This is a genomic window from Paenibacillus sp. J22P90 (genome assembly GCF_059692195.1).
In genome coordinates this window covers 448,397-471,619 of the sequence record NZ_JCAUAY010000005.1, presented here as the reverse complement: position 1 = coordinate 471,619, position 23,223 = coordinate 448,397, and the positions used below count along the sequence as shown (strand labels likewise).

Below are 23,223 nucleotides of genomic sequence, written 5' to 3'. Positions count from 1 at the left end.
TTCTTTCGGTCAATTATTGAAATATTTATAAATCTAATCTCGCGGATACTCCACCTTCATAATATCCATAAATGGAACCTTATCGATCTCTCCGTTGCATTCCATATGTACTCTGCCTGTACGTGAATCCATCGTTGCGATCGTGCCGCGCACCAGCTCTTCACGTCCCCATACGGTTAGCACGATCTCGGAATTTTCCATCTTTGCTTCCGACAATTGGTTCCCGATTTCTTCTAGTACAAACTCATCTCGCGTTGGCCGTTTTGCCACTTTCGCCTTTGCCATACACCATTCTCCTCCATGATCCGTCAATTGGACGGCGTAATGATTTCCTTCACACGACCGACTTGGCCATCTGTGAGTCTTACTTTTATACCATGAGGATGTGTTGGTGAGTTCGTTAATAAATCCTTCACGATCCCGCGTGTAAGCTTTCCGCTGCGTTGATCTTGTTTTAACACGATATTCACTTCTTTACCGGGTACTACATCTTTCCGATTTTGTCCATTCATGCTGCGTATGTCGCCTGCTTTCATGCCATAATGTGATTTATTATACCATAGTTTGTCCATCAACCCCATCACGGGGGACTTATTATCACCAAAAAAATAATTAATATCATTAATTATTAATTACATAAAATTAATTCCCGAACAAAAAAAGCGTTAATCCTAAGATTCCACGCCTTTTAATGAAGTCTTTTCAACTGCGTCATCACTTTTTCGAGCAAAATAAGGGATTAACAACGCGCTTGAAAAGCTAAAGATCATAACAGCCTTGAATACGAATCCATCGAAATCCTGAATGCCGAGGATCAGTGCCAACAAAAACATCCGAGAGATAACAAGGATGAGCTCCCGCCAAACCATCACGCGTGTTTGATGTAGCGGATCTAAGGGATAGGTGGCCAGAAATTGCCTGGAGCTCCATATCGTAAGGAAAAAGAACATGCCTATTGTCGTAAGTATGTTGGACAGAATTAGAATCAAAGGGGACGGGAAAAGCGCGAGCAAGAAACCAACCGCCGCGGCCCCCATGCCAAAGGTTAGCCATTTGTTATCACTGATTTGTCGTGTCCGACTAAACCGGCGATAAATGAATACACACGCGATAGTGAACGAGGTGTACATGATTTGCAGCATAGCGATTTTCAGCTTATCTTGTGTGACTGAAAAGGTAAAGATCAGCGAGAATATCCCCTGAAACTGTATGAAAAATCCGCCTGCCACCAGGGATGGAATCATCCATTTTAGACGAGGTGTTGTGAATACGTGGCGCAAGCCAAACCTCCGAAACACAGGTTCTTTGGCATCTTTTAAGGAAATGGTCGGCACGTAATAAGAAGTAAATATCATAAGCCCAATAAAAATGAACATAATGAAGAAGGAAGCGGTAAATCCCAACCATTTAATAATAACCGCGAATAGCAATGGATTTAGAAATGAAATCAACTGACCCATAACATTGATTGTGGAGAAAAAAGCGGTAAACTCCCTCCCCTTCCCGAAGAGAGAGATGCCCATATTTTGCGCTGAGCCGTATAAGCCATTCGTAAGTCCAACGGGGACAGCGATTAAAGTAATGTACAGAATTTTAGGTTCAAAATGCACCCATGAAAGCATGATAAACGTGATTCCCGCACCGAGGGCAGCAATACGCATCACCGTGCCAATCGTGTACTTGGATAAGAGATTCGCGCCGTACATAAAGGCAACGCCCCACGCCAAAAACATAATAAGATTGAACCAAGCCACGTCAAAGATGGAATTGCCCTTTTCCCAGATAAACAGGTTTATAAAAATACCCATATAGTTAAAAATAATGCCAGAGCTTACGCTCATCCATAATAATCGTTTTAGCGCGGATGTCATGTCATGTTGTGCTCACTTTCTAAACGAAATTTTGGTAAAATAGGTTACGAAGGATGGTTTCTCCCTTATAATAGATAGCAACAACGAAAGTTAATGCGTTTTAACTTTCATCATCATACCACGGAGCAAGCACGGAAGGAATGTATGTTATGCCTAGGTTCATGGACGATACGATAAGTCCTTATCCACTTCGAATCATCACTTTACCCATTGACGCCAGTAAATTAAAGATACAAACCCTACGTATTCTCTATGTTGGACATTTACCTGGGCGTATTCTATATAGAAGTCATGCCAAATTCGAAAGCTTTGCGGCTGTTTATATTTCAGGGGGCAGCGGAACTTTCCGTGTCAATGACGGGCCTGTTCAACGCGTTGAAAGCGGCAGCCTCTTCTTCTTCCTTCCGAATCATGTGTATCACTATGGACCTGAGCCAGGCGGATACTGGGACGAGTACTATTTCACACTTGAAGGCAGCCGCATAAAGGAATGGCAAAACAGCTGGCTCACTGAGCTAGATCAGGTGAAACAGGTTGGGCATGAAGATGCTGCACAGCATAATCGGATTGAGCGTATTTTCATCGGACTGGAAAGCGGAATTCCCGCTAATATAGATCGGGCTGCACTGCTTGTGGAGTCACTGTTATTTGAATTTATCCAACGAGCCGAGGCAACAATGGAATCGACGAAGAAGCAGCAATTCATTAATCTCATCGAGGAGCTCAGCGATTCGTTATATCAGCCATTTGATGCGCAAAGTATCGCGAAACGCCATCACATCTCTCTTTCTACCCTTCGCAGAATCGTCAGCGAATATTCTGGATATCCGCTAAATACGTATATGCACAGAATGAAAATGGCTGAAGCCAAAAATATTTTGTTGAATACAACCAATTCCGTCAAAGAAATTGCCGACTCACTAGGTTACAAGGATGTGTTCTACTTCTCACGTATATTTAAAAAATATGTCGGCGTGTCCCCTCTTATTTTTCGCAATACCATGCATACCTAGCGTAAAAATTTGCGCCTACTTGGCACGACTTGTCACATTGCTGCATATGATAGATTGAAAGCAAATCTTCGTATGTGGAGGTGAATCAGACATGGCACTTACACTATCGGGTTTAATGCTTTATGCAATGTGGCTTGTCTTAGGGGTCATGGGTCTTAGCTTTGTAGTAGATTTGTTCAAATCGTTTGCAGCAGGAACGTTCTCCGGCGCTACGGTTACATCTTACTTGAAAGACCTATTGTACTTTGTTTTCCCTTTATTCTTGCTTTCCAACATGATGCCGCTAGATCATAGCGATTTCCTACTGAAAATCGCGTACTATCTCGGTGCTCTTGGCGTCGTCTATCATTATGTCGGAGGCTATTTTAAAAAATAATGTGCAAACGCATTCAAAGCTGCTGAGTCCACTCAGCAGCTTTTTTTCACATGCAAAAAGCTGCTTACCACCAAACCATGGTAAACAGCTAATGAACCAAACAACTTCAAAACCGCGGTAAATTCGATAGATTATTACTTGGATCCCCATCCGGATACGAACGCAAGGTTTTCTCTCCCTTTCGATTCACCCCTGTATTCGCATCTTCGATTAAATCAGCTTCGGTCATTTCAATCGCAGTCTGTACATCCACGACTTGCCCATTTTGGAATTGTACCGCTTGGATACTCCCATCTTCATAATGAACGGATTGAATCATCGCTTTATTGGGATCAATGGAATGTGGACCACTTCGACGTCGCGGCATTTAGAATTCCTCCGTTTCTATAACTACAACATCTATGACTGGGAAGACTCACTCTGTGATTGCATTTCCTGCTTCAGTTCTTCTGTTTTCTGCTGTGCTTGCTTGATTTGATTTTGAAGATCCTGTACGTGCTGCTCTGCCTCAGTAAGTGCTGCTGCCGTAGCTTGTGAATAAATTTGCTGAGCAACTTGAAGCGTTTGCTCCGCAGCTTGCTCTGCTTTTTGGGCTACATCTTTGATTTGCGCTAAACCAAGTTCCTTTTGTTGCGGCATGGTAATACCCCCAGCTGAAGTTTTGCATACCCAATTAATGTAGGCAACGAAGTCCAATTTTATTCGGGCAAAAGATAAGCATGCGTGCTCAACAGATCCGTCAGCAGGTTAGTCGGAATAATGAATTCAGGAACTCCCATGTAGCCAGGTGTAACCTCATATTTCTGAAACACAATGACAAGTTTGCCATCCTTATTGATATAGAAACTTTGATCTTTTTTGATCGTTTTAAAAGCAAAATTCACCTGATTCGGCACCCCTTCTACCCAGTAAACTTTTGAAGGGTCATCTAGCATTCGTTGCTTCATTTGTGCCTTAATATTCTCACTTATAACTTGAATATAGCCTTCATCCTTAAACAAGCTCGGCAAAGTGATGAGCAGTTGATTCTTTTTATCAATCGTATCGTATTGAAAAGTTGTCGACGAAGAAGCCGCTGTATTGACTACATATCTGCCTACCGCGAAAATCTGTTCATTATCCGTTTTGACGATATAGCCGCTATCCACGCCCAAATGTCCCTCTAAGCCACTTGCTTTCATTTTTTCAACATCCACCATAAAGTCCGTGTAGAGCTTTTTACTTTCCTCCAAATACTTCTCATTTAAGGATTCCTCAAGCACCTTATTTTCCATATTCATAATCACAGGCACTTCTATTTTTGCTTGACGAGCACCATCATCATACTGATATTCTCGAAAAGTCAGGACTTTCATCCATTTGCCAACGACGGGCATTTCGGATAAAGTTTGAGCCAACGCTGGGCTCGTATTCAGACCCGCGACAAGTACGATAGCTGCTGCCGCTACCGCCGTCATCCACTTCAAATGCGTTTTCGGCTTTCTTCTGTGCTGCTTTATCGCTTGATTAACAATGAAATCGAGTTCCGCAGGGATAGGAATGTCCATATAGTTTTGTTTCATTTGCTCTAATTTCTCATCCATGGTTAGTTTACCTCCACTAGCTTATCATCGTTCATTTTAATCCGTAAAAGCTTAAGTGCTTGGTAGAGCCGCGTCTTAATCGTGCTCGTATTTTCCTTTAACACTTCAGCGATTTCATCAATTTTCAAATCTTCAAAATAGCGGAGCGTGATAACGCTGCGATACATCGTCGGCAAATCCTCTAGCGCTCGTTCTAAATCAATATTCGTATAGGCATCTTCACTGCCTGGCGTGATTGCTTCCATCGTTACATCATCCATCACCGTAAGCTTCTTATGTTTTCTCAGGAAATCCAAGGAGGTGTTGACGACAATTCGGTAAAACCAGCTTTTGATGGACGCATTGTTTTTCAAGGAACCTGAAGCTGCAAAAGCCTTCTGAATCGCCTCTTGCACAATGTCGAGTGCATCCTCTTGATTTTTCACATAACTGTAAGCAAGTCGATATACGTTCTCCTTGTGCTCCGTTATGCACGTAATTAATTCATTTTCCAGCTTACTATTCATACTCATGTCGTGATGACGCTCCTTTTACCGCGCGGTTTTAAGAACTAATCTTGTCGTAGCTAAGACGTATCAGGGTGCCAAATAGTTTGATGGCCATATCTACCAATTCCACATCTCCACTGGTATACTAACAGCAAGACGCTTATGAGGTGAACAACCATGAATATTATTAAAGTTAAAGATCGTCATGAATTAGATCGGCGCGTTCCTTCCATGCCGTGGTATATTGAGAAATTTATCAATTATAAGCTGCCAGACCTCTCGCCATCATCGCTGCTTGAATATGTACGTGATTATGAAATATTCCTGTCCTGGCTGCTTGCAGAGGGCTTAAGTACAGCGACCGTCATGAATCAGGTTCCTCTTGAGGATTTAGAGAAGCTGCATATGGACAGCATCAACAATTTTCGCATGTTCCTTGCTACCCGTAAAGTACAAGCTAATGGTAAAACAACAATTAATCGCAAGCTCTCCGCGCTTCGCTCCTTATTTCATTACTTGAGTCAAATTGCAGAGGATGACAACTTCTACCCGCTTCTTAAGCGGAATGTGATGGCGAAAGTGGAAATTAAGCGTTCACACAAAGCTAAAGACAGCGCGGCGAAGCTCGAGGGCAAGCTGTTGCAAGAGGAAGAAATCGTGGAGTTCATTGCGTATGTGAAGGAAGGCTATGCGCATGATGTAGCAAAGAATAAACAGGCGCTTTACGCTTATGAGATAAATAAAGTCAGGGATGCCTGCATCGTAACACTCATCCTGAATTCAGGGTTACGTGTTTCTGAAGTGTTCAACCTGAACGCCGATGATATTGATTTGAAAATGAAGCTCGCCCACGTGTATCGAAAAGGTAAAAACGACGACACCTTCAAAACGCCGGTCTATTTTCGTCTCGACGCGATCCAAGCCCTAACTGACTACCTAGCTATTCGCAATTCGCGATACAAGCCAGCGAAAAAAGAAAAAGCCCTCTTCATTGCCATGGCGAACGGCAAAAAAGAAGGCGAACGTATGACGAAGCGTGCGATTCAAGAACTTGTAATCAAATATGCCAAACGCTTTGGCAAGCCATATTTATCTGTACATAAACTGCGACATTCCTTCGCCACCGATTATTACTTACAGAACGACTTGTACAAAACTCAAGAGCAGCTCGGCCACGCTTCACCGGAAACTACGCAAATCTATGCGCATCTTACGGATCGCACGATGTCTGAAGCGATTGATCGACGCGCGGAATCCTGATTTTATACGAGTTTGGCTTTATTTTAGCTTATCCATTTGGATAAGTTTTTTTGCTTATTAATTAGCCATATTATTAATAGAATCTACCGTATCAAAAACAGAAATATGATCTACTTTTCCTGTGGATTTTGGAATAATAAATTTAAGTTGAAACACTTGCGAAGCTTGGTAAATATAAATCGTATCATCCCCATTTACTTTAGTGTCAGACGGTTTACCTAATGCTTGTTCAATCTGACTTAACGTCAACGAATGCAATTGTGGATCATTGGAGCGAATATCAATGATTTGACTTCCCTTGTTAAAGCCAACAACAGCATTTTTCTTTGAGTACGTTGCATAAATCCCACTACCCGCTGATTCTTTCTTGTCTGCCTTCCCCCACGATTTCTCGACATCGTCAATCAGTCCAGTCTTTGCTGCAAACGTAATGCCACTAACTTTACCGAGTTTAGCCAGTTCAAACATATCCTTAATTTGCTTCGATACTGCGCTAGCACTTGTGGAAGACGAAGGCACCGGTGAAGTAGGAGCCACAGAAGGATTCGCAGATGGACTAGCCACGGGAGTCGATGCAGGCGTAACGGATGGGCTCGGTGACGAACTAGAACTTGGACTTGGACTTGGACTTGAGGTCGTCGTATTCGACGCCGGTTCTGGTGTTGAAGAACATGCCGTTACCATGAGCATAGTCGACAGCAGTAGCGTATATATGGTTGTTTTTCGATTGTATTTTTTCATATCAGTCACCTCGATCTATTTTAGTTACAGTTTACTAACGATCATCCCACATCAAAGGTTGCAATTAAATAAAAACAAACCATAAGGGAATGATCCCCTATGGTTTATTTTGCTTCAAATAATTCAATGTATTCCTGAAGACTACTTCAGGATTTTATCAATTGCGGCTAGCTCTTCCGGAGCAAACTCCAGATTTTTCAATGCTGCTACGTTTTCCTCGATTTGAGATACACGGCTTGCCCCGATCAACGCTGAAGTAACGCGCTCACCGCGGAGCACCCATGCCAGTGACATTTGAGCCAAGCTTTGGCCGCGTGAGCTAGCCAATTCGTTCAGCTGGATGATTTGGTTCAGCTTCTCTTCTGTAATATCCTTCTCCTTCAAGAATACGCTCTTACCGCTAGCTCTCGAATCCGCTGGGATGCCGTTCACATATTTATTCGTTAGCAAGCCTTGAGCTAGTGGACAGAACGCAATACTGCCGGCACCGAAATCATCCAATACGTCCTGCAAGCCATCTTCGATCCAGCGATTCATCATGCTGTAGGCTGGCTGGTGAATGAGCATTGGTGTACCCAAGCGCTTCAAAATACCTGCCGCTTCTTTCGTTTGCTCAGCAGTATAGTTGGAAAGACCAACGTAGAGTGCTTTACCTTGACGAACAACTAAATCCAGTGTCGCCATCGTTTCTTCGAACGGCGTATTCGGGTCTGGTCGGTGTGAGTAGAATATATCAACATAATCAAGACCCATTCTTTTTAAGCTCTGATCTAAGCTGGACACCATATTTTTCTTGGAGCCCCACTCACCATAAGGCCCTTCCCACATATAATAGCCTGCCTTCGTCGAGATAATTAACTCATCCCGATAGGCGCCAAGGTCACTCTTGAGCACACGCCCCATCAATTCCTCTGCAGAACCAGGCGGCGGTCCATAATTGTTCGCCAAATCAAAATGCGTGATTCCCAAATCAAAGGAACGAAGCAGCATCGCTCTCCCGTTCTCGTGCAAATCTAAGCCACCGAAATTGTGCCACATGCCCAAAGAAATAGCCGGAAGCTTTAGCCCTGACTTCCCTGTACGGTTATATTTCATTTCTGCGTAACGAGTTTGACTAGCCTGATAGACCATGATTGTCCTCCTTTAAATTTCAAAAAACAGCTTAACTAATGATCTTATGTATTCACTAAAGTTTTCACAAGAATCCTGTATCCTATGTACTAGTTGAATCGAAGCAAGGCATTGTGCTCTTGCAGCCATTTCGTTTTCTCGTACGTATTTCGAATAATATCGACCAACACACCTTGTGGATCCACCCCATCTAAGTATCGACCCAAAAAATGAATAAACACGTCCAACCGACGCAGCTCGATTAACAAGGGTAAAATACTTATCTCTTCCTCAGACAATCGGACAAAATGACGATATCCTTCATAGAAAGCGCTGCTATTCGCCTTGAGTCGCTCTTCCGCCAAGGTGGGATCGACTAAATCCGATAAGCATACTGCAAGCTCCATGACTCGCGCATCGATCGTAACAAATTCAAAATCGAGAATGGCCGCCAATTGCCCCTCGTCGTCCACCAGCATGTTAGAGCCATTAATATCACCATGAACGAGCTGGTGCGGCAGCTGGCGAATCGAAGGAATTGCAGCATAAATGGCCATATAGCGATCAAATATATAAGCAAGTTCATCCTTCTGAGCCTTGAACGGTTCGGGAGGCTGCAGCGCAAACATCCGAATCGCCTTCGGATTACAGCTAGGGTGAATATGTTCAATTTCATAATAAGGGGCATATTCAGGCTTGCTGCTAATAGAAAGTCTAGCTAAGCTTGCGGATAGTTGACCTACCGCTTTCCCCATGTCTTGAAGTTGAGACAAACCCAATTCAATTGGATTATGGCCTTCCGTATATGTAAATAAGGCAGCGAGCTTGCCGCCATCCTCCCCTAACGTCACCACAGTGCCTCCCGTTGGCAGCTCAAGAGGCATAGGGATTTCAAAGGGAAGCTCACCTTTCAACTCAGCTAATTGAAGTAAGACGCTATGCTCAAACTTTATTTTGTTCCGGTCCCGGTGCGTTTCATACAACCGCAGAACATACGTTCGATCATCGACTTCGACGAAGCGTGTCGTGTTATTCATCCCGCCTGCACCAACACGAAGTGTCCATGTTTGAGACGGAAACCAATTGGCGGGAAGTAACGCTAATTGTTCCTCTTGATCAATAACTCGCATAATGCTCAGACTCAGCTCCTCTTCTTATACTTGATGGTCACCTTCTACCGCGAACTCAAAATCCTCCACATCAAATGCCTCAACAGGGATAGAAAACTCCACTAACCGCTCTATAAAATCAAACTGGTCCGTTAGCAGCACAGCTTGCTCCTTAATCGCCGTTAATATAAGTTCCGTTTCGATCGGGTCAAATTGATCCCCATACGCTTCATTATCAATCGCATAAACGATTTTCAGTGTCACATGCTCATTAATCGGTAACGGCGGGCTTTTGCCCCATGGCATGGACAATGCTTTTTCTATTTTCTTCTTGTTAAAAGATTCCTCAAAAAACGCTATGAGCTCCCCTATCATTTGTTTAACAAAACCGTCATCCTCATGTTCTAACATGATCGGTTCAGGACTGCTGTGCAGCTCATACAGCTCTTGTATGGTCGTATATGGAATGATATAAGTCACAGGCTTTGATGGCAGCATGAGCTGGCCATGCACGGCTAACATCACAGCTTCGATTATAAACGTTTGGCTCATGGATTTCCCCCCTAATGCTACAATCATCATTCTGCACTACTTCGCTAGAAAGCTCGGAAATCCTTTTTTAAAGCACGAATGCACATCCTAGATCTATGTGTAAATAAAAACCGTTAGCTCCTTCGATCGCTTTGACCATTGAGCTAACGGTTCTCTAAGCTGATTATAAACTGCCATCAAACACCTCGTGGTCCTCGTACTGGGGGCGAAATGGTTTCTTAGAAAAGCGATTCGCATACGCGGATGCGACATAACAATCGGGTTTAATGACCGGAACCATCCCTACCGATTCCACACGTCTGACCATCTCTTGGACGAATTTTGCCGTCCGATTTCGATTCTCATCATCGCCGGCATCAATATGAATGAACATATCGAACGTGGCTCCTTGATAAAGATGAGGAAGCACTATATTTTCCATATCTGAACGTTTGTTCTCGTCAAAAAACATCGCAATCTCTTCACTTAATGAGGTTTCCATGGAAAGCTTTTCTTTAATTGAGTGAAGGGCTCTAGGTACGATAACTTGACGATAACATGCCCACGCTCCTTTCCCAAGCCGCTGAATCACTACACCAGTAATGAATTTCGTATGACCCGTGTGCACTTGACAGTCCGTACCAATAATGAACTTATAGGTCGCCACAGGATCAAGACGCATGAAATGAAGAATACGCTCGTGCACGGTATCCAGGTTAAGTCCTCTTTCCGTTGTGTTCCTAAATTCCAATGGATGGTTCATCGTCGAAGGTTTCACAGATAAGGCTCTCCCTTTCTCCTTAGACTGTAGAAAAAGGCGGATGCTCAAGGCAGCACCCGCCTCTTCTATAGTATATGGCAAACCTTGCCTGTTCGAACCATCAACTTATTTTAAAACAGAACCACCGTACAAAAAGCGGTTTTCCCACTGCTTGCCATCAATCGTATCGACGCGAACGCCGCCTGATTCAACGGAATACGTATGCAGCATTTGGCCGTTGCCTAAGTACAAGCCCACATGCGTAATCGGTTCTGTTAATACATTGATTCCATCGTAATCAGAAGCTTTGGAGCCTTTATAGCTGCTAAAAAATAGCAGATCCCCGCGCTTCAATTTTGTCCAATCCTTCACAATCAGTCCCAATGCTCTCACGTAGCTGCCTTGCGCAGCAGAATCACTTGGCAAGGATAGTCGAAGCGCATCCCAGAACATCGTTTGTACAAAGTCAGAGCAATCGAATGTGGAAGGGTCATTACGGTCGGAACCAAATTCATACGGAGTTCCCAAGTACTTTTCTCCCGCGTCGATCACGGCTTCGATTTCATCCGCTACAGGCATATTTGGTTTAATTACCGAGAAATCTGTTGTTATGTATTTACTGCTGCTGCTCATATAGCCACTGACACCGTTAGCATCTTTCACTTTATACCAGCTGTCATTGACCTTATCCGTAACAAGTACTTCTTCCCCTTTGCTCAGCATTCGAATCACCTTAGAACCTGAACTTGCGTCTGAGGATGGCAGCGTACGAAAATTAACGCCGTAAATGATTTCTGCATTGCTGACAATCGTTATGTATTTACTGCTCGTTGATACGTAACCTTTAACACCTTGCGCATCCTTAATTTGAAACCAATTTACCGTTGTATAATCGGTCACGGTTACAACTTCGTTCGTTTTCAACATGCGCAGCACATTACTCGAGGTTGACGGTTGATCTCGAAAGCTTACACCTGCAACGATTTGCGCCTTCGTCGTGACGCCTTCCTCAGCTTGCGTTGCTTTGGGTAGAATAATTGTACAAGCTACCATCAATACGGCAATCACCGTTGTCCACTTTCTCATCGTCTTTCCACCCATCCCATATGATGTTAAATATTTCAATCGTATCCTTATTATAGTTTGTGGGGGTCATGCACGAAAATAGGTGAATGGTAGGGATTATTGCCAAAAGGTGTATGGCGATTAGCCTATTGACGCCGTGGCTTAATTTTCCAACTTTCGAGCTTCAGCTTTACGTGTTAGAGATGACCAAAATAACTGCATGTGTGATGAGTTTTTTAGCTTTACATTCCCTATTTTCATCTCATTTTCTTCCAATTCGATAATAGTCCAATTGCTCGGATCACTCACCGATTGTGATGCTAAAAAATGAGCAGCCTGCTCATTCGCTTCCTCCTCCTCCTGCCAAAACTTCACACCGTAATAAGCTAAATTATAATGATTAACGAGCGTGCATGTGTAGATTTGTTCGGTTTTTGTATGCTGTAAAACAAATGGCATTTCCTTTCGACCTCCAATATGAAAGGCACATTCACCACGAGGGGGAATGTGCCTTCGTTTGTTTGCTTACTTACAAATACGCGTTCTCATGCTTCGCTTTCAACATGTTCCAACGACGCTCTACTTCAGTCTCGAAGGATTTCAACGATCCCTCATATTCGGGTTTAGTGAGATGCTTCGTTTTCCCCATCGTTTTCAACCAGTCGGATAATGGAATCTTCTTGCTCTTATCCTCAGGATTGTAGGTGATTGTCGTGACGCCATGTTCTACCTCATAGAGCGGGAAGAAACAAGAGTCAACCGCAGCACCAACGATGTTCGAGCCTTCTTGATCGTCCGACAACCAATTCAGCGGACATGCAATGAGGATTTTGCCGTAAACTAGCCCCTCATGCTGGGCATACCATTGTGCCTTCGCTGCTTTCTTCACCAGATCCTGCGGATACGCCTCTGACCCGGTAAATACATACGGAATGTGTGTCGCGGCCATAATTTGCGCAGTATCCTTATGATGGAATACTTTCCCACCTTGATGTTTCCCAACGTTGGACGTAGATGTTCGATGTCCCATCGGCGTTGAGTAGGACAGCTGTGCCCCTGTGTTCATATAACCTTCGTTATCGTACTCGAGAATAATCATTTTATGATTGCGTAATGCCGCCCCAATAGCTGGCCCCATCCCAATATCCATACCGCCATCGCCTGTAATCATGACGAAAGTGAAATCATCCTTCAACCCCAGGTGATCTAACTCTCCGCGACGTTTGCGCTCCCAGAACATCTCAACCACGCCTGACAGCGTTGCTGCCCCATTCTGGAAGAGATTGTGGATATACGTAGCTTTATGAGCTGAATACGGATACCCTGTCGTTACAACCATCGCACAGCCTGTGTGAAAAATGGAAACAATGTCGCCTTCGATCCCCTTAAAGAACAGCTCCAGTCCCGAGAAAATACCGCAGCCAGGACATGCTCCATGTCCAGGAGCAATTCGTTTCGGCTTCTTCGTTAAGGAACGGAGTGGCGGAATACGCACATTCAGCTTCCCCGTATTCTCATCCGGTGTAACCGTAATAAGCCCCGTGTTCAAATCCTCATACTTCATCGGCGTCAATACCCGCTTCGGCGCCTTCGAAGGATCACCCGGCGTGTGGCCGTAGTAATCGAAAGGAACGTCCACCTTGCCGCTCTCCATCGCGTCAATGGCGAATTGGAACAGATTATGCCCATCCTCGGCATAAAAGTCTTTGCCACCTAAGCCATAGATTCGGCTTATGACAAGCGTATCTCTGTTCCCATGGGTGAACAGTGCCGCTTTAATTTCGTTGACCATGTTGCCGCCATGTCCGCCATAAGAATCAGCGCGATCGCCTACCGTTATCGCCTTCACATTCTTCAGCGCTTCTGCGATTCGCTGCGCTGGGAAAGGTCGGATCAGGTTCGGTGCGATCGAACCTGCTTTAATGCCCTTCGCGCGGAGCTGGTCGACGACATCCTTGATGATTTCGGAAGCCGAATTCATCAGGAATACCGCGACTTCCGCGTCATCCATCCGATATAGCTCAAGAATCGGATAGTCACGCCCCGTCAAATCGGCATATTCTTGCCGAATGCGATCATACACGCCTTCAGCATTATACATGGCCACAGACTGCTGGTAGCAGTTATTGATATAATCCGGTTCATTCATATACGGTCCAACCGTAATCGGATTATTACGATCTAAAGTATCTGGGAAGCCCTGTGGCTTCTCACCTACGAATGCTTGCACATCAGCCCGGTGTGCGAAGGTCTGCACTCTGCGCTTTTGGTGAGAGGTGAAATAACCGTCGGAAGCGACCATGACGGGCAGACGCACCTCTGGATCCTCAGCTAACTTAAGCGCCATAATATTCATGTCATAAACGGCTTGCGGGTCACGACACATGACGATCGGCCATCCTGTATTCAAGGCGTAATATAAATCCGAATGATCGCCATGAATATTCAATGGGCCGGATACAGAGCGACAAACCAAATTCAGAACCATCGGAAAACGCGTTCCCGATTGCACCGGCATTTGTTCCAACATGTACAAATAACCGTTGGCGCTTGTCGCGTTAAATACGCGGCCGCCAGCAGTTGAAGCGCCATAACATATGCCTGCTGAACCATGTTCGCCGTCGGCAGGGATTAACACAATATCATGCTGTCCATTGGACTTCATGAGGTCTAGAAACTGAGCTACTTCCGTTGATGGTGATATCGGAAAGTATCCCATGATATGATAATTAATCTGGTGTGCCGCATAGGCCGCCATTTCATTTCCTGATTCATACACGATACGCTGCTCGACTTTGGCTAGCCCGAATTCCTGCTTGATATCAATGGACATGCGAGTAGTTCCACCCTTCTCCCATAAATACTCTCTAAGAGTTTATAGCTAGATTGAATCGATGAGGCATGCGATTTATGTCTGCATAACCATCTTCTTCCCGCTCACTGGAGAGCGCATCGGTTGGACAAGCCTGTACACATTTAAGGCAACCTTTACAATACTGATAGTCAATGCCTTGCAGGAACATTTGCGGGCGCCCCTTTTTGTCAGGGAGCTCATCCCACACAAAACAAAAGTCAGGGCAAACATTATCGCATGATGCGCAATGAATGCATTTATCTTCATGAAAATGCGGCATCATCCCTGCGCGGGATATGCTCAAATCCTTGAGAATACTATTACCGGGATTCGTAACGACTCCCCCGATTGGCTGTGTAGCAAAGCCCAGAACCGGTGTATCGTACCGAACAAAGTCTGGCATCGACTCCCCTTCTGGAAGCGCATACGTTTGAAAGACCACTTCATTGAAGCCGCGATCAAAGGTACGTAACGCTGGCGCTACGGCAAGCGGGTACTTCTTTTCTAACGATTTCCGAATGACACCGCGCATGACGTCTGGATCCAGAAAATCACACAATCGGAACATCGCACCTAGCATCGCCATATTAACGCGATTTTTCTCTTCGAGCGCAATCCCAATTGCATCAATAACAGCGATTGTTCCCCCTCTGAGCTTCATTTTCTCCTTCAGCTCATCAGGTGTTTTGGTCGAGTTCACCAACACAGTACTATCTTCATAAATGCCACTGATAACGTTTACAGTTTTGGAAAGTGATTCATGAAAAACACCTACAACATGCGGCCGTTCAACGGGTGATGTATCCCGAATCTTCGTATCCATGTCACAAAATCGAATATGTGCTTTTACTGCTGATCCTTTCTTCTCAGATCCGTAGGAAGAGAAACTGACACCGTTCAATCCAACACCAACGACTCCTGCTTCTGCCAGCATCTTACCCGCTAGATTCGCGCCTAGACCGCCGATGGATTCCAGTCTTATCTCGAAAAAACCGAGATCGTTCAATTTAGGTAAAGTTACCATGCTTGGTCTCCTTTCAAAAATGAACTGCATAAAGAATGAATAGCGTGAATAGTAAATCTATTATTATTGTAACAAGAAATGGCTGGTAATCAACCTTTTTTTCATACTAGCCATTTAGAGCAAATAATCCGTGATTAGACCACACTTTCCTAAATAAAAACATAAAGTCTCCGGGTCAGCTTCAGCCTCATGCTGTCGTTCCTCACAATCCTCACAAACGTCTACATAATCGTCTTCAATCGGATTAAACACTACACCGCAAACCTGTGAGCACGTACGCATTCACATCTCTCCTCGGCTACAAATCCCCCAAAATTGTAAACGTTTGCAAATCATGTTTTCTATATTATACCGTGCTTCATGCGCTTGTGACCATATGTCTTTATGAAATCTTTAGCCTTCATCTAAGCCAAAACAACAGATTGAAATTCCGCATGTAAGAACGTGTAGAACAAATTCAAAAATTGTCGAATAATTAAAAAAACAGCAAGCCAAATGAGAGCTTTCTCTCTTCTAGCCTGCTGTAATTTCAATAAAGCCTATGGAGCTAATCTTTCCTTCTCAACAATGTATGCGAGCAATCGGCTGCAACTTTCCTCCACCATTTCATACACTTCTTGAAATTTCCCGGTATAATAGGGGTCCGGTACGTCAGTATGTGAATGATTCCCTGAGAAATCCAACAATTTATGAATCGATGCGCGCTTCTCATCACCTGCAAATTCAGGAGCAAATGCACCTAGATTCACAACATTACTCTCATCCATCGCAATGATATACGTAAATTGGTGGAAATCATCCGGACGTACTTGCCTAGCTTTCATACCTTCATAACCGATCTGATGACGATCTAGAATTTCCCTTGTGCCTTGATGCGGTGGATGACCGATATGCCAATCTCCTGTACCTGCAGAGTCAATAGCAATGACATCCTCCAGTCCGGCATCCTTGACTTGATGGCGAAACACAGCCTCCGCCATGGGCGAGCGACAAATATTACCTAAGCAAACGAATAAGACCTGTATCATATTTGACCAAAGACAAGCATTTTTTCATTTAAGGTAAGCGGTCTAGCAGGAATATCCAGTACAATTCTACCTTCTGACACTCCCCAAATACGTGTAGCAAATCGTTCCGCCAGCTCTACTTTATGTAACGTTGCAATGACAGTCATGTTCCGGTCTTTGCACAACGATTTTAAATCTTGCAGAATGTACTCCGTAGACTTCGGATCAAGTCCGGAAACAGGCTCATCGGCTACAAGTACCTTTGGTCCTAGAATCAACGCTTTGGCAATCGCAACACGTTGCTGTTCGCCGCCACTGAGTTGACCTACCTTTTTTTCTCCTTTATCCAAAAGGCCCACTTTCTCTAAGAAATCCATGCTGTCTATTTTTTCGTCTCTTGATGATAAGCCTGTAACCATCCGAAGTGGTGCTTGATACACTCTTCCCATCAACACATTTTTGACAGCGCTTTTATTCCGATTCAGCACAGGCTTTTCTTCTAAGTAAGCGAAGTCTTTCCCTAATTTAAAACGATCCCAAGGACCTGGCTTCGTAATATCATTCGAGTTATAAATGAGCTGACCGCTAGTCCATTTTTCTTGATGGGCTATGCAGCGAAGCAACGTTGTTTTCCCGCTTCCACTACTGCCAATCACCGCGATAAATTCGCCTGCATCTGCTTGAAAGCTAATTTGCGATAATACCTGATTGTCCGGAGGAAATACTTTACTTAGATTTCGAACTGTCAGCATGCCAACTCTCCTTCACGTAAGACCATTTGAAATAGGATATTTGGGAAAAATCGCCACTCAAATCAAGCCATAATCTGCTCACTGAGGGCGATTTCCTTCTCTTTTACAAGTTAACCTTAATCGCAAGAAGACGGCGCTTCTGCCGCGCCTGCTTCTACATTAATTTTTTCCGAAATCGTATCTCTAACTACGGACATTACAAGCTGCAGCAAGTAATTGATATCTTCTTGTGTTTGCTTAAACTCGTTCACGATTGGGATACCATCTAATTCATCCTGTAGAACTTCGATTTCATTTTCGATCTTTTCTACCATTTTCTTGTTTTGGAACGTTTCAAAAGCAACAATTTCTTTTTGCTTTTTCTTAATCGAACTAATGATGGTTTGAATATCAGGATTCGTTGCAATTTGCTTTTCCGCTTTTTGATAGAACTGAACTTCATTGGAAGTTGTTAGCAAATCAGCTAATTCCTTCGCTTTTGCCAAGATATCTTCGCGAACGATCATTTCTGTATTCGTAAATTCCTCAACTTTAAATGCATGAGGCTGGTTATCATCATGTGCATGATCACAATGGGACATTTCTAAACACGCTCCTATTTATTCTGATCTTCATTTATACAGACATTTGAAGAGGCTTATGGACAATCTCGCCTTTCAAAATCCATGTTTGTGCATGTGTCACTTTCACTTCAACCATTTGGCCAATTAAGGAAGGGTCTCCTGTGAAATGGATGAGCTTATTCGTTCTCGTACGACCGGCAAGCACATTCGTATTGTTCTTACTTTCACCTTCAACCAACACTTCAACAGTTTGATGCAACAAGCGTTCATTGCTCTCTTTGCTCAGCTTATTAACGAGCTCATTCAGACGATATAAACGCTGCTTCTTCACTTCCATCGGAACGTTATCTTCCATCTCAGCTGCAGGCGTACCTACTCGAGGTGAGTAAATGAACGTAAAAGCAAAATCAAACCCGACTTCCTCATACAGCGTCATCGTATCTTCGAATTGCTCGTCCGTCTCACCAGGGAAACCAACGATAATATCCGTTGTCAACACAACATCAGGAATCGTCGCTTTGATTTTACCCGCAAGCTGCAGATAATGGTCTCGCGAATATTTCCGGCTCATCCGTTTTAATACATCTGTATTCCCAGCCTGCACGGGCAAATGGATGTGCTCAACAAGATTCCCGCGTTTGCCTAATACCTCGATCAAGCGGTCATCAAAATCTCGCGGATGCGAGGTTGTGAAACGAATACGTGGAACATCAATTTTGCGCATATCGTCCATCAAATCTGCGAACGTGTACGTGATATCTTCAAAGTCTTTGCCATAGGCATTGACATTCTGACCAAGCAGCGTAATCTCCTGGAAGCCTTGGCGAGCCAGATCTCTAACTTCAGCCAACACATCCTGCGGTCTGCGGCTTCGTTCTTTCCCTCGTGTATATGGAACGATACAGTAGGTACAGAACTTATCGCAGCCGTACATTATGTTAACCCAAGCACGGATACCTTCCCGTTTTTTGGGTAGATTTTCTACGATATCGCCTTCCTTTGACCATACCTCCACAACCATTTCTTTGTTGAAAAAGGCATCCTTCAAAAGGCTAGGCAGACGGTGAATATTATGTGTTCCGAAAATCATATCGACAAAAGCATGCTTTTGCATGATGCGATTAACAACGGATTCTTCCTGCGACATACAGCCGCATACCCCTAGAATAAGTCCAGGCTTTTGCGCTTTCAGGGTTTTCAAATGACCCAGCTCACCGAACACTTTATCTTCAGCATTCTCACGAATCGCGCACGTATTAAGCAAGATGACATCTGCAATCTGCTTGTCTTCTGTAGCTGTATAGCCCATCTGCTCGAAAAGGCCCTTCATGACTTCGGTATCATGCTCATTCATTTGACAGCCATACGTTGTAATTAAGTAATGTTTGTCCTTACCAAATTGCTGCATATCTTCTGGAATGGTAAAGTCGTAATGAACTTGAATATCCTCTTTACCACGCTGCTTCTCATCCTTATAATTGGGTGCAGAATTGATTTGGATATTCCGACCTTTAATCCGATACGTTGTCTTGCCCTCTTCTTGGCTTAACACTTTTGCATCCGAGAAGTCAAAGTATTTGGAGTAATCCTTAACCTTGTCGGATTTTAAGTCCGATGTATTTTGGTTCTCCTTCGACATGATGAATTCACTTCCCTTTATCTATGAATATAGCGCTAACTTGTAATAACCCAATATCAAATTATAGCACAAATGATACCTGTATATCCATATTTGCATCTATTGCGCAATGAGCACAAAAAAACCTTCTCGAATGAGAAGGCTGTGAGAACCATTTTAACCATACGTATATTGTCGTTTAATTAGAGTAGTCATTTCATGCGCAGGAATTGGGCGGCTAAACAAGTAGCCTTGGGCTTCATTGCAATCCTTTTGTGATAAGAATTGAAGCTGTTCCTCCGTCTCTACCCCTTCTGCAATGACCTTCAAATCTAAATTATGTGCCATAGAAATAATCGTATGTACAAGTGCAGCATCCTTGGCATCCTCAAACATATTACGCGTGAAAGATTGATCAATCTTCAAACTATCGATTGGGAAGAGCTTCAAATAATTTAAAGATGAGTAGCCTGTTCCAAAATCGTCAATCGATAAATGAATTCCCATCGTTTTCAGCTTATGCATCGTCTCAATTGCGTATTTCGAATCTTGGATAATACTTTCCGTTAACTCCAGTTCAAGATACTGCGGATCCAAACCTGACTTCGCTATTGCATGGCTCACTGTTTCTATGAGATTGCTTTGCTTAAATTGTCTTGAAGAGATATTAACGGCCATACGTAACGGATCGTGACCTTGATGCTGCCACTCCGCATTTTGACGGCAAGCTTCATTCAGAACCCATTCTCCTATTGGGATGATTAAGCCTGTTTCCTCAGCTAAAGGGATGAAATCAGCAGGAGATATATTGCCCCAATCCGGGTGGTGCCAACGAAGCAGCGCTTCGACCCCAATAACGACTCCCGAATTCACATCAATCTGTGGCTGATAAAACACTTTAAATTCATTACGTTCCAAAGCTTTGCGCAAGCCAATCTCCATTTGCATTTTCTTCGTAACAGTTTCGTTCATCTCTGGTGTATAAAATTGAAAACTATTTTTTCCGTGTTCCTTCACCCGATACATTGCAGTGTCTGCATTCTTTATTAAGGTTTCAATGTCACCGCCATCGGATGGATAGAGACTAATACCTATCGATGGTGTCACGAATAGCTCGTGTTCAAGAATGGTAAAGGACTGCGAAAATATACGAATAATTTTTTGCGCATTTTTAATCATCTCATCGGTATTCGTGTTCGCCCACAGTACGATGAACTCATCGCCGCCTTGACGTGATACCGTGTCGCCTTTGCCGATACACGTTTCGAGTTGACTCGCAACCTCTATCAATAACTTATCACCCATAGCATGACCAAGCGTGTCATTAATATATTTAAAACGATCCAAATCAATAAACATGATCCCAATGGTTTGTTTGTTTGCATGAGCTTGATCTAGTGCGAGCTCGAGGCGATCATTAAGTAACAAGCGATTGGGAAGACCTGTTAATGGATCTCGGTACACCATTTGATTAATTTTTTCTTCTGCCCGCTTGCGTTCGGAGATATCTCGAATAATACAGCTAAAATATGCCTTGCCTTCTTCTTTCCAAACGGCAAGTGATAACTCAAGTGGTATCTCGGCTTGATCTTTTCTTAATCCCTGCAATTCATACGTCTTATCGAGCTCATGCGATTCCTCACTGGAAAGAAGAATCTCTAAACGCTCTTGATGAGTTGCTACATACCGATCGGGGAAAATAACACGTAATCTCTCACCGATGATTTCCTGTTCCTCATAGCCAAAAATTTGTTGGGCGCCTCGATTCCAAGAAATGATGGTCCCTTTTGTATCTGCTAAAATAATGGCATCATGCGCTGATTCTACGACAGAACGAAATCTTCTCTCCGACATCAACATTTGCGACTCAAATCGTTTATCAATAAATGTGCTGATGAACGCTAATCCCAAAACGAACAAAACGCCAAACCCTATCAAGTAAGCTAATAATGAAGTATCAAATGTAATATCGGATACCATTTGCGAATGATCGTGCTCAAACGTTGCAGCTGCCATTCCCGTATAATGCATGCCACAAATCGCAAACCCCATGATGACCGCGCTGACCAGCTTCTTTAGTAAAATGCGAGGTGAAGATGCATTCTGCTTAATCGAGTATAGCAAAAGGAGTGCTACGAAAGAAACAACATAGGCAATGATAGCCGAAGCTGCCCATAGATAAGGGTTATATACGATTTTGGCACCCATCACCATCGCTTCCATGCCGATATAATGCATAGATACAATACCCGTGGCAATAAATGTTGCCCCAATGAATACATCTGGCTTGCGCATGACAGGCCGGCTGATAATATGTAAAGCTAACCAAGATGCCAGTATAGCTGGAATAATGGAATAAATCACCGTAGACAATTTATAACTCACGGAAATGTTTAAATGGAAGGCCAGCATGGCTACAAAATGCATCGACCAAATGCCCATCCCCATAGCAAATGCTCCGCCAGCTAACCAGGCCTGCCTCGCAGAACCCTTGGCCTTATGGATGCGAATACCGAGATCCAATGCTGCAAAGGATGCAATGATGGCAATGAGGATTGAAAAGATAACGAGTGAAATGTGATAATTACTTGTGATAGTTTCCACAAAGATGCCTCCTAGCATTAGGCATTGATAGTTTAAAACCAAATGAAGACTGGTTCAGGTATATTTGCCTATCCATTCATTTAAATATGTATCTGTTGAGAACTATCTTACCATGATTTACAAAGAGCAACTATATATTTATGTCGAATGTACTCGAAAATATGTAAAAGTTACATCTTCGCGTAAATTTGATGCAGATCATGCAAATAATGCAAATAAAAACATCCCTTACATGTCGAGTAAAGGATGTTTCTAATTAAATCATTAGTTCAGTTAATAATTAATGCCATTAACATTAAAGAAGAATTTCTGCTTGATCTCCCGTTTTAACACCTGCTGCGTTCCCTTCATCCGTATCAATATGCATATCTAAAGCAAATTGGTCGGATACCCGCGCAATCACATCTTCAAATATTAATGGCCTCTCGCCGCGCAATTTAACGCGAAGAAGTTGTTTATCTTGAATCCCCCACTGCTTAGCATCTGAGGTATGGAAATGAATATGTCTTGCAGCAACAATGACACCTTTATCTAAAGCAACTTCACCTTTAAGACCAATGACACGTAATCCTGGGGTATCTTGAATTTGACCTGATTCTCTAACCGGTGGGTTAATACCAAGGGAGAAAGCATCTGTACGCGATACTTCAATTTGTGTTGATGGTCGAACCGGGCCAAGAATGCGAACTTTATCAAATTGACCTTTAGGCCCTACAATAGCAACAGTCTCCTGCGCCGCGAATTGTCCTGGCTGAGTAAGGTCCTTGAATACAGATAGCTCATAGCCTTCACCGAATAATATATCTAAATCAGACTTGCTTAGATGTATATGCCTTGCTGAAACACCTATTGGAACTAAGGCCATTGTGGAATCTTCCTCTCATAAAGAACATA

The 23,223-nt window shown here is 43.4% G+C and carries 26 protein-coding genes; 3 read left to right on the top strand and 23 right to left on the bottom strand.

The window, feature by feature from the left end:
• Positions 1 to 33: 33 nt before the first annotated feature.
• From AC58UX_RS19700 to AC58UX_RS19690, 3 genes are all read right to left on the bottom strand, one after another.
• Positions 34 to 285 carry a YolD-like family protein gene (locus AC58UX_RS19700; protein WP_497255743.1) on the bottom strand — a complete coding sequence of 84 codons (252 nt, stop codon included), beginning with the start codon at positions 283 to 285 and terminating at the stop codon, positions 34 to 36.
• Between the two features lie 23 nt (positions 286 to 308).
• A complete protein-coding gene (locus AC58UX_RS19695; protein WP_497255956.1) occupies positions 309 to 512 on the bottom strand; it encodes a YwbE family protein in 204 nt (67 codons plus the stop codon).
• A gap of 159 nt (positions 513 to 671) precedes the next feature.
• Positions 672 to 1,871 carry an MFS transporter gene (locus AC58UX_RS19690; RefSeq protein ID WP_497255741.1) on the bottom strand — a complete coding sequence of 400 codons (1,200 nt, stop codon included), beginning with the start codon at positions 1,869 to 1,871 and terminating at the stop codon, positions 672 to 674.
• 161 nt (positions 1,872 to 2,032) lie between these two features.
• On the opposite strand from AC58UX_RS19690, the gene AC58UX_RS19685 reads away from it, so the two are divergent.
• Both AC58UX_RS19685 and AC58UX_RS19680 read left to right on the top strand, forming a co-directional pair.
• Positions 2,033 to 2,884 (top strand): helix-turn-helix domain-containing protein, encoded by an 852-nt coding sequence (locus AC58UX_RS19685; RefSeq protein WP_497255739.1) that lies wholly within the window; start codon positions 2,033 to 2,035, stop codon positions 2,882 to 2,884.
• A gap of 91 nt (positions 2,885 to 2,975) precedes the next feature.
• The gene (locus AC58UX_RS19680) at positions 2,976 to 3,260 is read left to right on the top strand and encodes a hypothetical protein (protein WP_497255737.1); all 285 of its coding nucleotides are present in this window, start codon (positions 2,976 to 2,978) and stop codon (positions 3,258 to 3,260) included.
• Positions 3,261 to 3,366: 106 nt separating this feature from the next.
• Here the strand turns inward: AC58UX_RS19680 and AC58UX_RS19675 are convergent, their stop codons facing one another.
• Genes AC58UX_RS19675 through sigV form a run of 4 tightly spaced genes read right to left on the bottom strand, consistent with a single transcriptional unit; the run spans position 3,367 to position 5,355 of the window.
• Entirely contained in the window at positions 3,367 to 3,627 is a 261-nt protein-coding gene (locus AC58UX_RS19675) for a DUF3892 domain-containing protein (protein ID WP_497255735.1), read from the bottom strand.
• 32 nt (positions 3,628 to 3,659) lie between these two features.
• A complete protein-coding gene (locus tag AC58UX_RS19670) occupies positions 3,660 to 3,899 on the bottom strand; it encodes a hypothetical protein (protein ID WP_497255733.1) in 240 nt (79 codons plus the stop codon).
• A 59-nt stretch (positions 3,900 to 3,958) separates the two neighbouring features.
• Entirely contained in the window at positions 3,959 to 4,843 is an 885-nt protein-coding gene (rsiV, locus tag AC58UX_RS19665) for an anti-sigma-V factor RsiV (protein ID WP_497255731.1), read from the bottom strand.
• Between the two features lie 2 nt (positions 4,844 to 4,845).
• Complete coding sequence (sigV, locus tag AC58UX_RS19660) at positions 4,846 to 5,355, bottom strand: RNA polymerase sigma factor SigV (RefSeq protein ID WP_497255729.1); 510 nt, start codon at positions 5,353 to 5,355, stop codon at positions 4,846 to 4,848.
• A 153-nt stretch (positions 5,356 to 5,508) separates the two neighbouring features.
• Here sigV and xerS point away from each other — a divergent pair, with 153 nt between their 5' ends.
• Positions 5,509 to 6,591 carry a tyrosine recombinase XerS gene (gene xerS, locus AC58UX_RS19655; RefSeq protein WP_497255727.1) on the top strand — a complete coding sequence of 361 codons (1,083 nt, stop codon included), beginning with the start codon at positions 5,509 to 5,511 and terminating at the stop codon, positions 6,589 to 6,591.
• A gap of 57 nt (positions 6,592 to 6,648) precedes the next feature.
• Here the strand turns inward: xerS and AC58UX_RS19650 are convergent, their stop codons facing one another.
• The 16 genes from AC58UX_RS19650 to pduL form a co-directional block, all read right to left on the bottom strand.
• Positions 6,649 to 7,332 carry a YjgB family protein gene (locus AC58UX_RS19650; protein WP_497255725.1) on the bottom strand — a complete coding sequence of 228 codons (684 nt, stop codon included), beginning with the start codon at positions 7,330 to 7,332 and terminating at the stop codon, positions 6,649 to 6,651.
• Positions 7,333 to 7,473: 141 nt separating this feature from the next.
• Positions 7,474 to 8,463 carry an L-glyceraldehyde 3-phosphate reductase gene (gene mgrA / locus AC58UX_RS19645; protein WP_497255723.1) on the bottom strand — a complete coding sequence of 330 codons (990 nt, stop codon included), beginning with the start codon at positions 8,461 to 8,463 and terminating at the stop codon, positions 7,474 to 7,476.
• A gap of 89 nt (positions 8,464 to 8,552) precedes the next feature.
• Positions 8,553 to 9,572 carry a phosphotransferase gene (locus tag AC58UX_RS19640; protein ID WP_497255721.1) on the bottom strand — a complete coding sequence of 340 codons (1,020 nt, stop codon included), beginning with the start codon at positions 9,570 to 9,572 and terminating at the stop codon, positions 8,553 to 8,555.
• 24 nt (positions 9,573 to 9,596) lie between these two features.
• Positions 9,597 to 10,103: an ADP-heptose synthase gene (locus AC58UX_RS19635; protein ID WP_497255719.1), complete on the bottom strand. Its 507-nt coding sequence runs from the start codon at positions 10,101 to 10,103 to the stop codon at positions 9,597 to 9,599.
• A 163-nt stretch (positions 10,104 to 10,266) separates the two neighbouring features.
• Positions 10,267 to 10,860 carry a ribonuclease H-like YkuK family protein gene (locus AC58UX_RS19630; RefSeq protein ID WP_497255717.1) on the bottom strand — a complete coding sequence of 198 codons (594 nt, stop codon included), beginning with the start codon at positions 10,858 to 10,860 and terminating at the stop codon, positions 10,267 to 10,269.
• A gap of 108 nt (positions 10,861 to 10,968) precedes the next feature.
• Positions 10,969 to 11,928 carry a C40 family peptidase gene (locus AC58UX_RS19625; RefSeq protein WP_497255715.1) on the bottom strand — a complete coding sequence of 320 codons (960 nt, stop codon included), beginning with the start codon at positions 11,926 to 11,928 and terminating at the stop codon, positions 10,969 to 10,971.
• A 141-nt stretch (positions 11,929 to 12,069) separates the two neighbouring features.
• Positions 12,070 to 12,366 (bottom strand): hypothetical protein, encoded by a 297-nt coding sequence (locus tag AC58UX_RS19620; protein WP_497255713.1) that lies wholly within the window; start codon positions 12,364 to 12,366, stop codon positions 12,070 to 12,072.
• A gap of 70 nt (positions 12,367 to 12,436) precedes the next feature.
• Positions 12,437 to 14,740: a thiamine pyrophosphate-dependent enzyme gene (locus tag AC58UX_RS19615; RefSeq protein ID WP_497255711.1), complete on the bottom strand. Its 2,304-nt coding sequence runs from the start codon at positions 14,738 to 14,740 to the stop codon at positions 12,437 to 12,439.
• Positions 14,741 to 14,774: 34 nt separating this feature from the next.
• The gene (locus tag AC58UX_RS19610; RefSeq protein WP_497255709.1) at positions 14,775 to 15,785 is read right to left on the bottom strand and encodes a 2-oxoacid:acceptor oxidoreductase family protein; all 1,011 of its coding nucleotides are present in this window, start codon (positions 15,783 to 15,785) and stop codon (positions 14,775 to 14,777) included.
• A 114-nt stretch (positions 15,786 to 15,899) separates the two neighbouring features.
• Positions 15,900 to 16,067: a hypothetical protein gene (locus tag AC58UX_RS19605; protein WP_497255707.1), complete on the bottom strand. Its 168-nt coding sequence runs from the start codon at positions 16,065 to 16,067 to the stop codon at positions 15,900 to 15,902.
• A gap of 257 nt (positions 16,068 to 16,324) precedes the next feature.
• Entirely contained in the window at positions 16,325 to 16,813 is a 489-nt protein-coding gene (locus AC58UX_RS19600; protein ID WP_497255705.1) for a low molecular weight protein-tyrosine-phosphatase, read from the bottom strand.
• Positions 16,810 to 17,544, bottom strand: coding sequence for a phosphonate ABC transporter ATP-binding protein (locus AC58UX_RS19595; RefSeq protein WP_497255703.1), 735 nt, complete (start codon positions 17,542 to 17,544; stop codon positions 16,810 to 16,812). The genes AC58UX_RS19600 and AC58UX_RS19595 overlap by 4 nt, the downstream gene beginning before the upstream one ends.
• 116 nt (positions 17,545 to 17,660) lie before the next feature.
• Positions 17,661 to 18,125 (bottom strand): YlbF/YmcA family competence regulator, encoded by a 465-nt coding sequence (locus AC58UX_RS19590; RefSeq protein ID WP_497255701.1) that lies wholly within the window; start codon positions 18,123 to 18,125, stop codon positions 17,661 to 17,663.
• Between the two features lie 34 nt (positions 18,126 to 18,159).
• A complete protein-coding gene (gene miaB / locus AC58UX_RS19585; RefSeq protein WP_497255699.1) occupies positions 18,160 to 19,746 on the bottom strand; it encodes a tRNA (N6-isopentenyl adenosine(37)-C2)-methylthiotransferase MiaB in 1,587 nt (528 codons plus the stop codon).
• A 156-nt stretch (positions 19,747 to 19,902) separates the two neighbouring features.
• Complete coding sequence (locus AC58UX_RS19580) at positions 19,903 to 22,329, bottom strand: EAL domain-containing protein (protein WP_497255697.1); 2,427 nt, start codon at positions 22,327 to 22,329, stop codon at positions 19,903 to 19,905.
• A gap of 295 nt (positions 22,330 to 22,624) precedes the next feature.
• Positions 22,625 to 23,194, bottom strand: a complete 570-nt coding sequence (gene pduL, locus AC58UX_RS19575; RefSeq protein ID WP_497255695.1) for a phosphate propanoyltransferase — start codon at positions 23,192 to 23,194, stop codon at positions 22,625 to 22,627.
• Positions 23,195 to 23,223 lie beyond the last annotated feature (29 nt).

Excerpts from the sequence above, each read along its gene's own strand:
- AC58UX_RS19640 (WP_497255721.1), bottom strand. The coding sequence starts at position 9,572 with ATGCGAGTTATTGATCAAGAGGAACAATTAGCGTTACTTCCCGCCAAT.
- AC58UX_RS19680 (WP_497255737.1), top strand. The coding sequence starts at position 2,976 with ATGGCACTTACACTATCGGGTTTAATGCTTTATGCAATGTGGCTTGTC.
- AC58UX_RS19695 (WP_497255956.1), bottom strand. The coding sequence starts at position 512 with ATGAATGGACAAAATCGGAAAGATGTAGTACCCGGTAAAGAAGTGAAT.
- AC58UX_RS19595 (WP_497255703.1), bottom strand. The coding sequence starts at position 17,544 with ATGCTGACAGTTCGAAATCTAAGTAAAGTATTTCCTCCGGACAATCAG.
- AC58UX_RS19700 (WP_497255743.1), bottom strand. The coding sequence starts at position 285 with ATGGCAAAGGCGAAAGTGGCAAAACGGCCAACGCGAGATGAGTTTGTA.
- AC58UX_RS19615 (WP_497255711.1), bottom strand. The coding sequence starts at position 14,740 with ATGTCCATTGATATCAAGCAGGAATTCGGGCTAGCCAAAGTCGAGCAG.
- AC58UX_RS19610 (WP_497255709.1), bottom strand. The coding sequence starts at position 15,785 with ATGGTAACTTTACCTAAATTGAACGATCTCGGTTTTTTCGAGATAAGA.
- AC58UX_RS19685 (WP_497255739.1), top strand. The coding sequence starts at position 2,033 with ATGGACGATACGATAAGTCCTTATCCACTTCGAATCATCACTTTACCC.
- AC58UX_RS19590 (WP_497255701.1), bottom strand. The coding sequence starts at position 18,125 with ATGTCCCATTGTGATCATGCACATGATGATAACCAGCCTCATGCATTT.
- AC58UX_RS19600 (WP_497255705.1), bottom strand. The coding sequence starts at position 16,813 with ATGATACAGGTCTTATTCGTTTGCTTAGGTAATATTTGTCGCTCGCCC.
- mgrA (WP_497255723.1), bottom strand. The coding sequence starts at position 8,463 with ATGGTCTATCAGGCTAGTCAAACTCGTTACGCAGAAATGAAATATAAC.
- AC58UX_RS19605 (WP_497255707.1), bottom strand. The coding sequence starts at position 16,067 with ATGCGTACGTGCTCACAGGTTTGCGGTGTAGTGTTTAATCCGATTGAA.
- AC58UX_RS19635 (WP_497255719.1), bottom strand. The coding sequence starts at position 10,103 with ATGAGCCAAACGTTTATAATCGAAGCTGTGATGTTAGCCGTGCATGGC.
- AC58UX_RS19620 (WP_497255713.1), bottom strand. The coding sequence starts at position 12,366 with ATGCCATTTGTTTTACAGCATACAAAAACCGAACAAATCTACACATGC.
- AC58UX_RS19670 (WP_497255733.1), bottom strand. The coding sequence starts at position 3,899 with ATGCCGCAACAAAAGGAACTTGGTTTAGCGCAAATCAAAGATGTAGCC.
- AC58UX_RS19650 (WP_497255725.1), bottom strand. The coding sequence starts at position 7,332 with ATGAAAAAATACAATCGAAAAACAACCATATATACGCTACTGCTGTCG.
- AC58UX_RS19625 (WP_497255715.1), bottom strand. The coding sequence starts at position 11,928 with ATGAGAAAGTGGACAACGGTGATTGCCGTATTGATGGTAGCTTGTACA.
- AC58UX_RS19675 (WP_497255735.1), bottom strand. The coding sequence starts at position 3,627 with ATGCCGCGACGTCGAAGTGGTCCACATTCCATTGATCCCAATAAAGCG.
- sigV (WP_497255729.1), bottom strand. The coding sequence starts at position 5,355 with ATGAGTATGAATAGTAAGCTGGAAAATGAATTAATTACGTGCATAACG.
- rsiV (WP_497255731.1), bottom strand. The coding sequence starts at position 4,843 with ATGGATGAGAAATTAGAGCAAATGAAACAAAACTATATGGACATTCCT.
- pduL (WP_497255695.1), bottom strand. The coding sequence starts at position 23,194 with ATGGCCTTAGTTCCAATAGGTGTTTCAGCAAGGCATATACATCTAAGC.
- miaB (WP_497255699.1), bottom strand. The coding sequence starts at position 19,746 with ATGTCGAAGGAGAACCAAAATACATCGGACTTAAAATCCGACAAGGTT.
- AC58UX_RS19690 (WP_497255741.1), bottom strand. The coding sequence starts at position 1,871 with ATGACATCCGCGCTAAAACGATTATTATGGATGAGCGTAAGCTCTGGC.
- xerS (WP_497255727.1), top strand. The coding sequence starts at position 5,509 with ATGAATATTATTAAAGTTAAAGATCGTCATGAATTAGATCGGCGCGTT.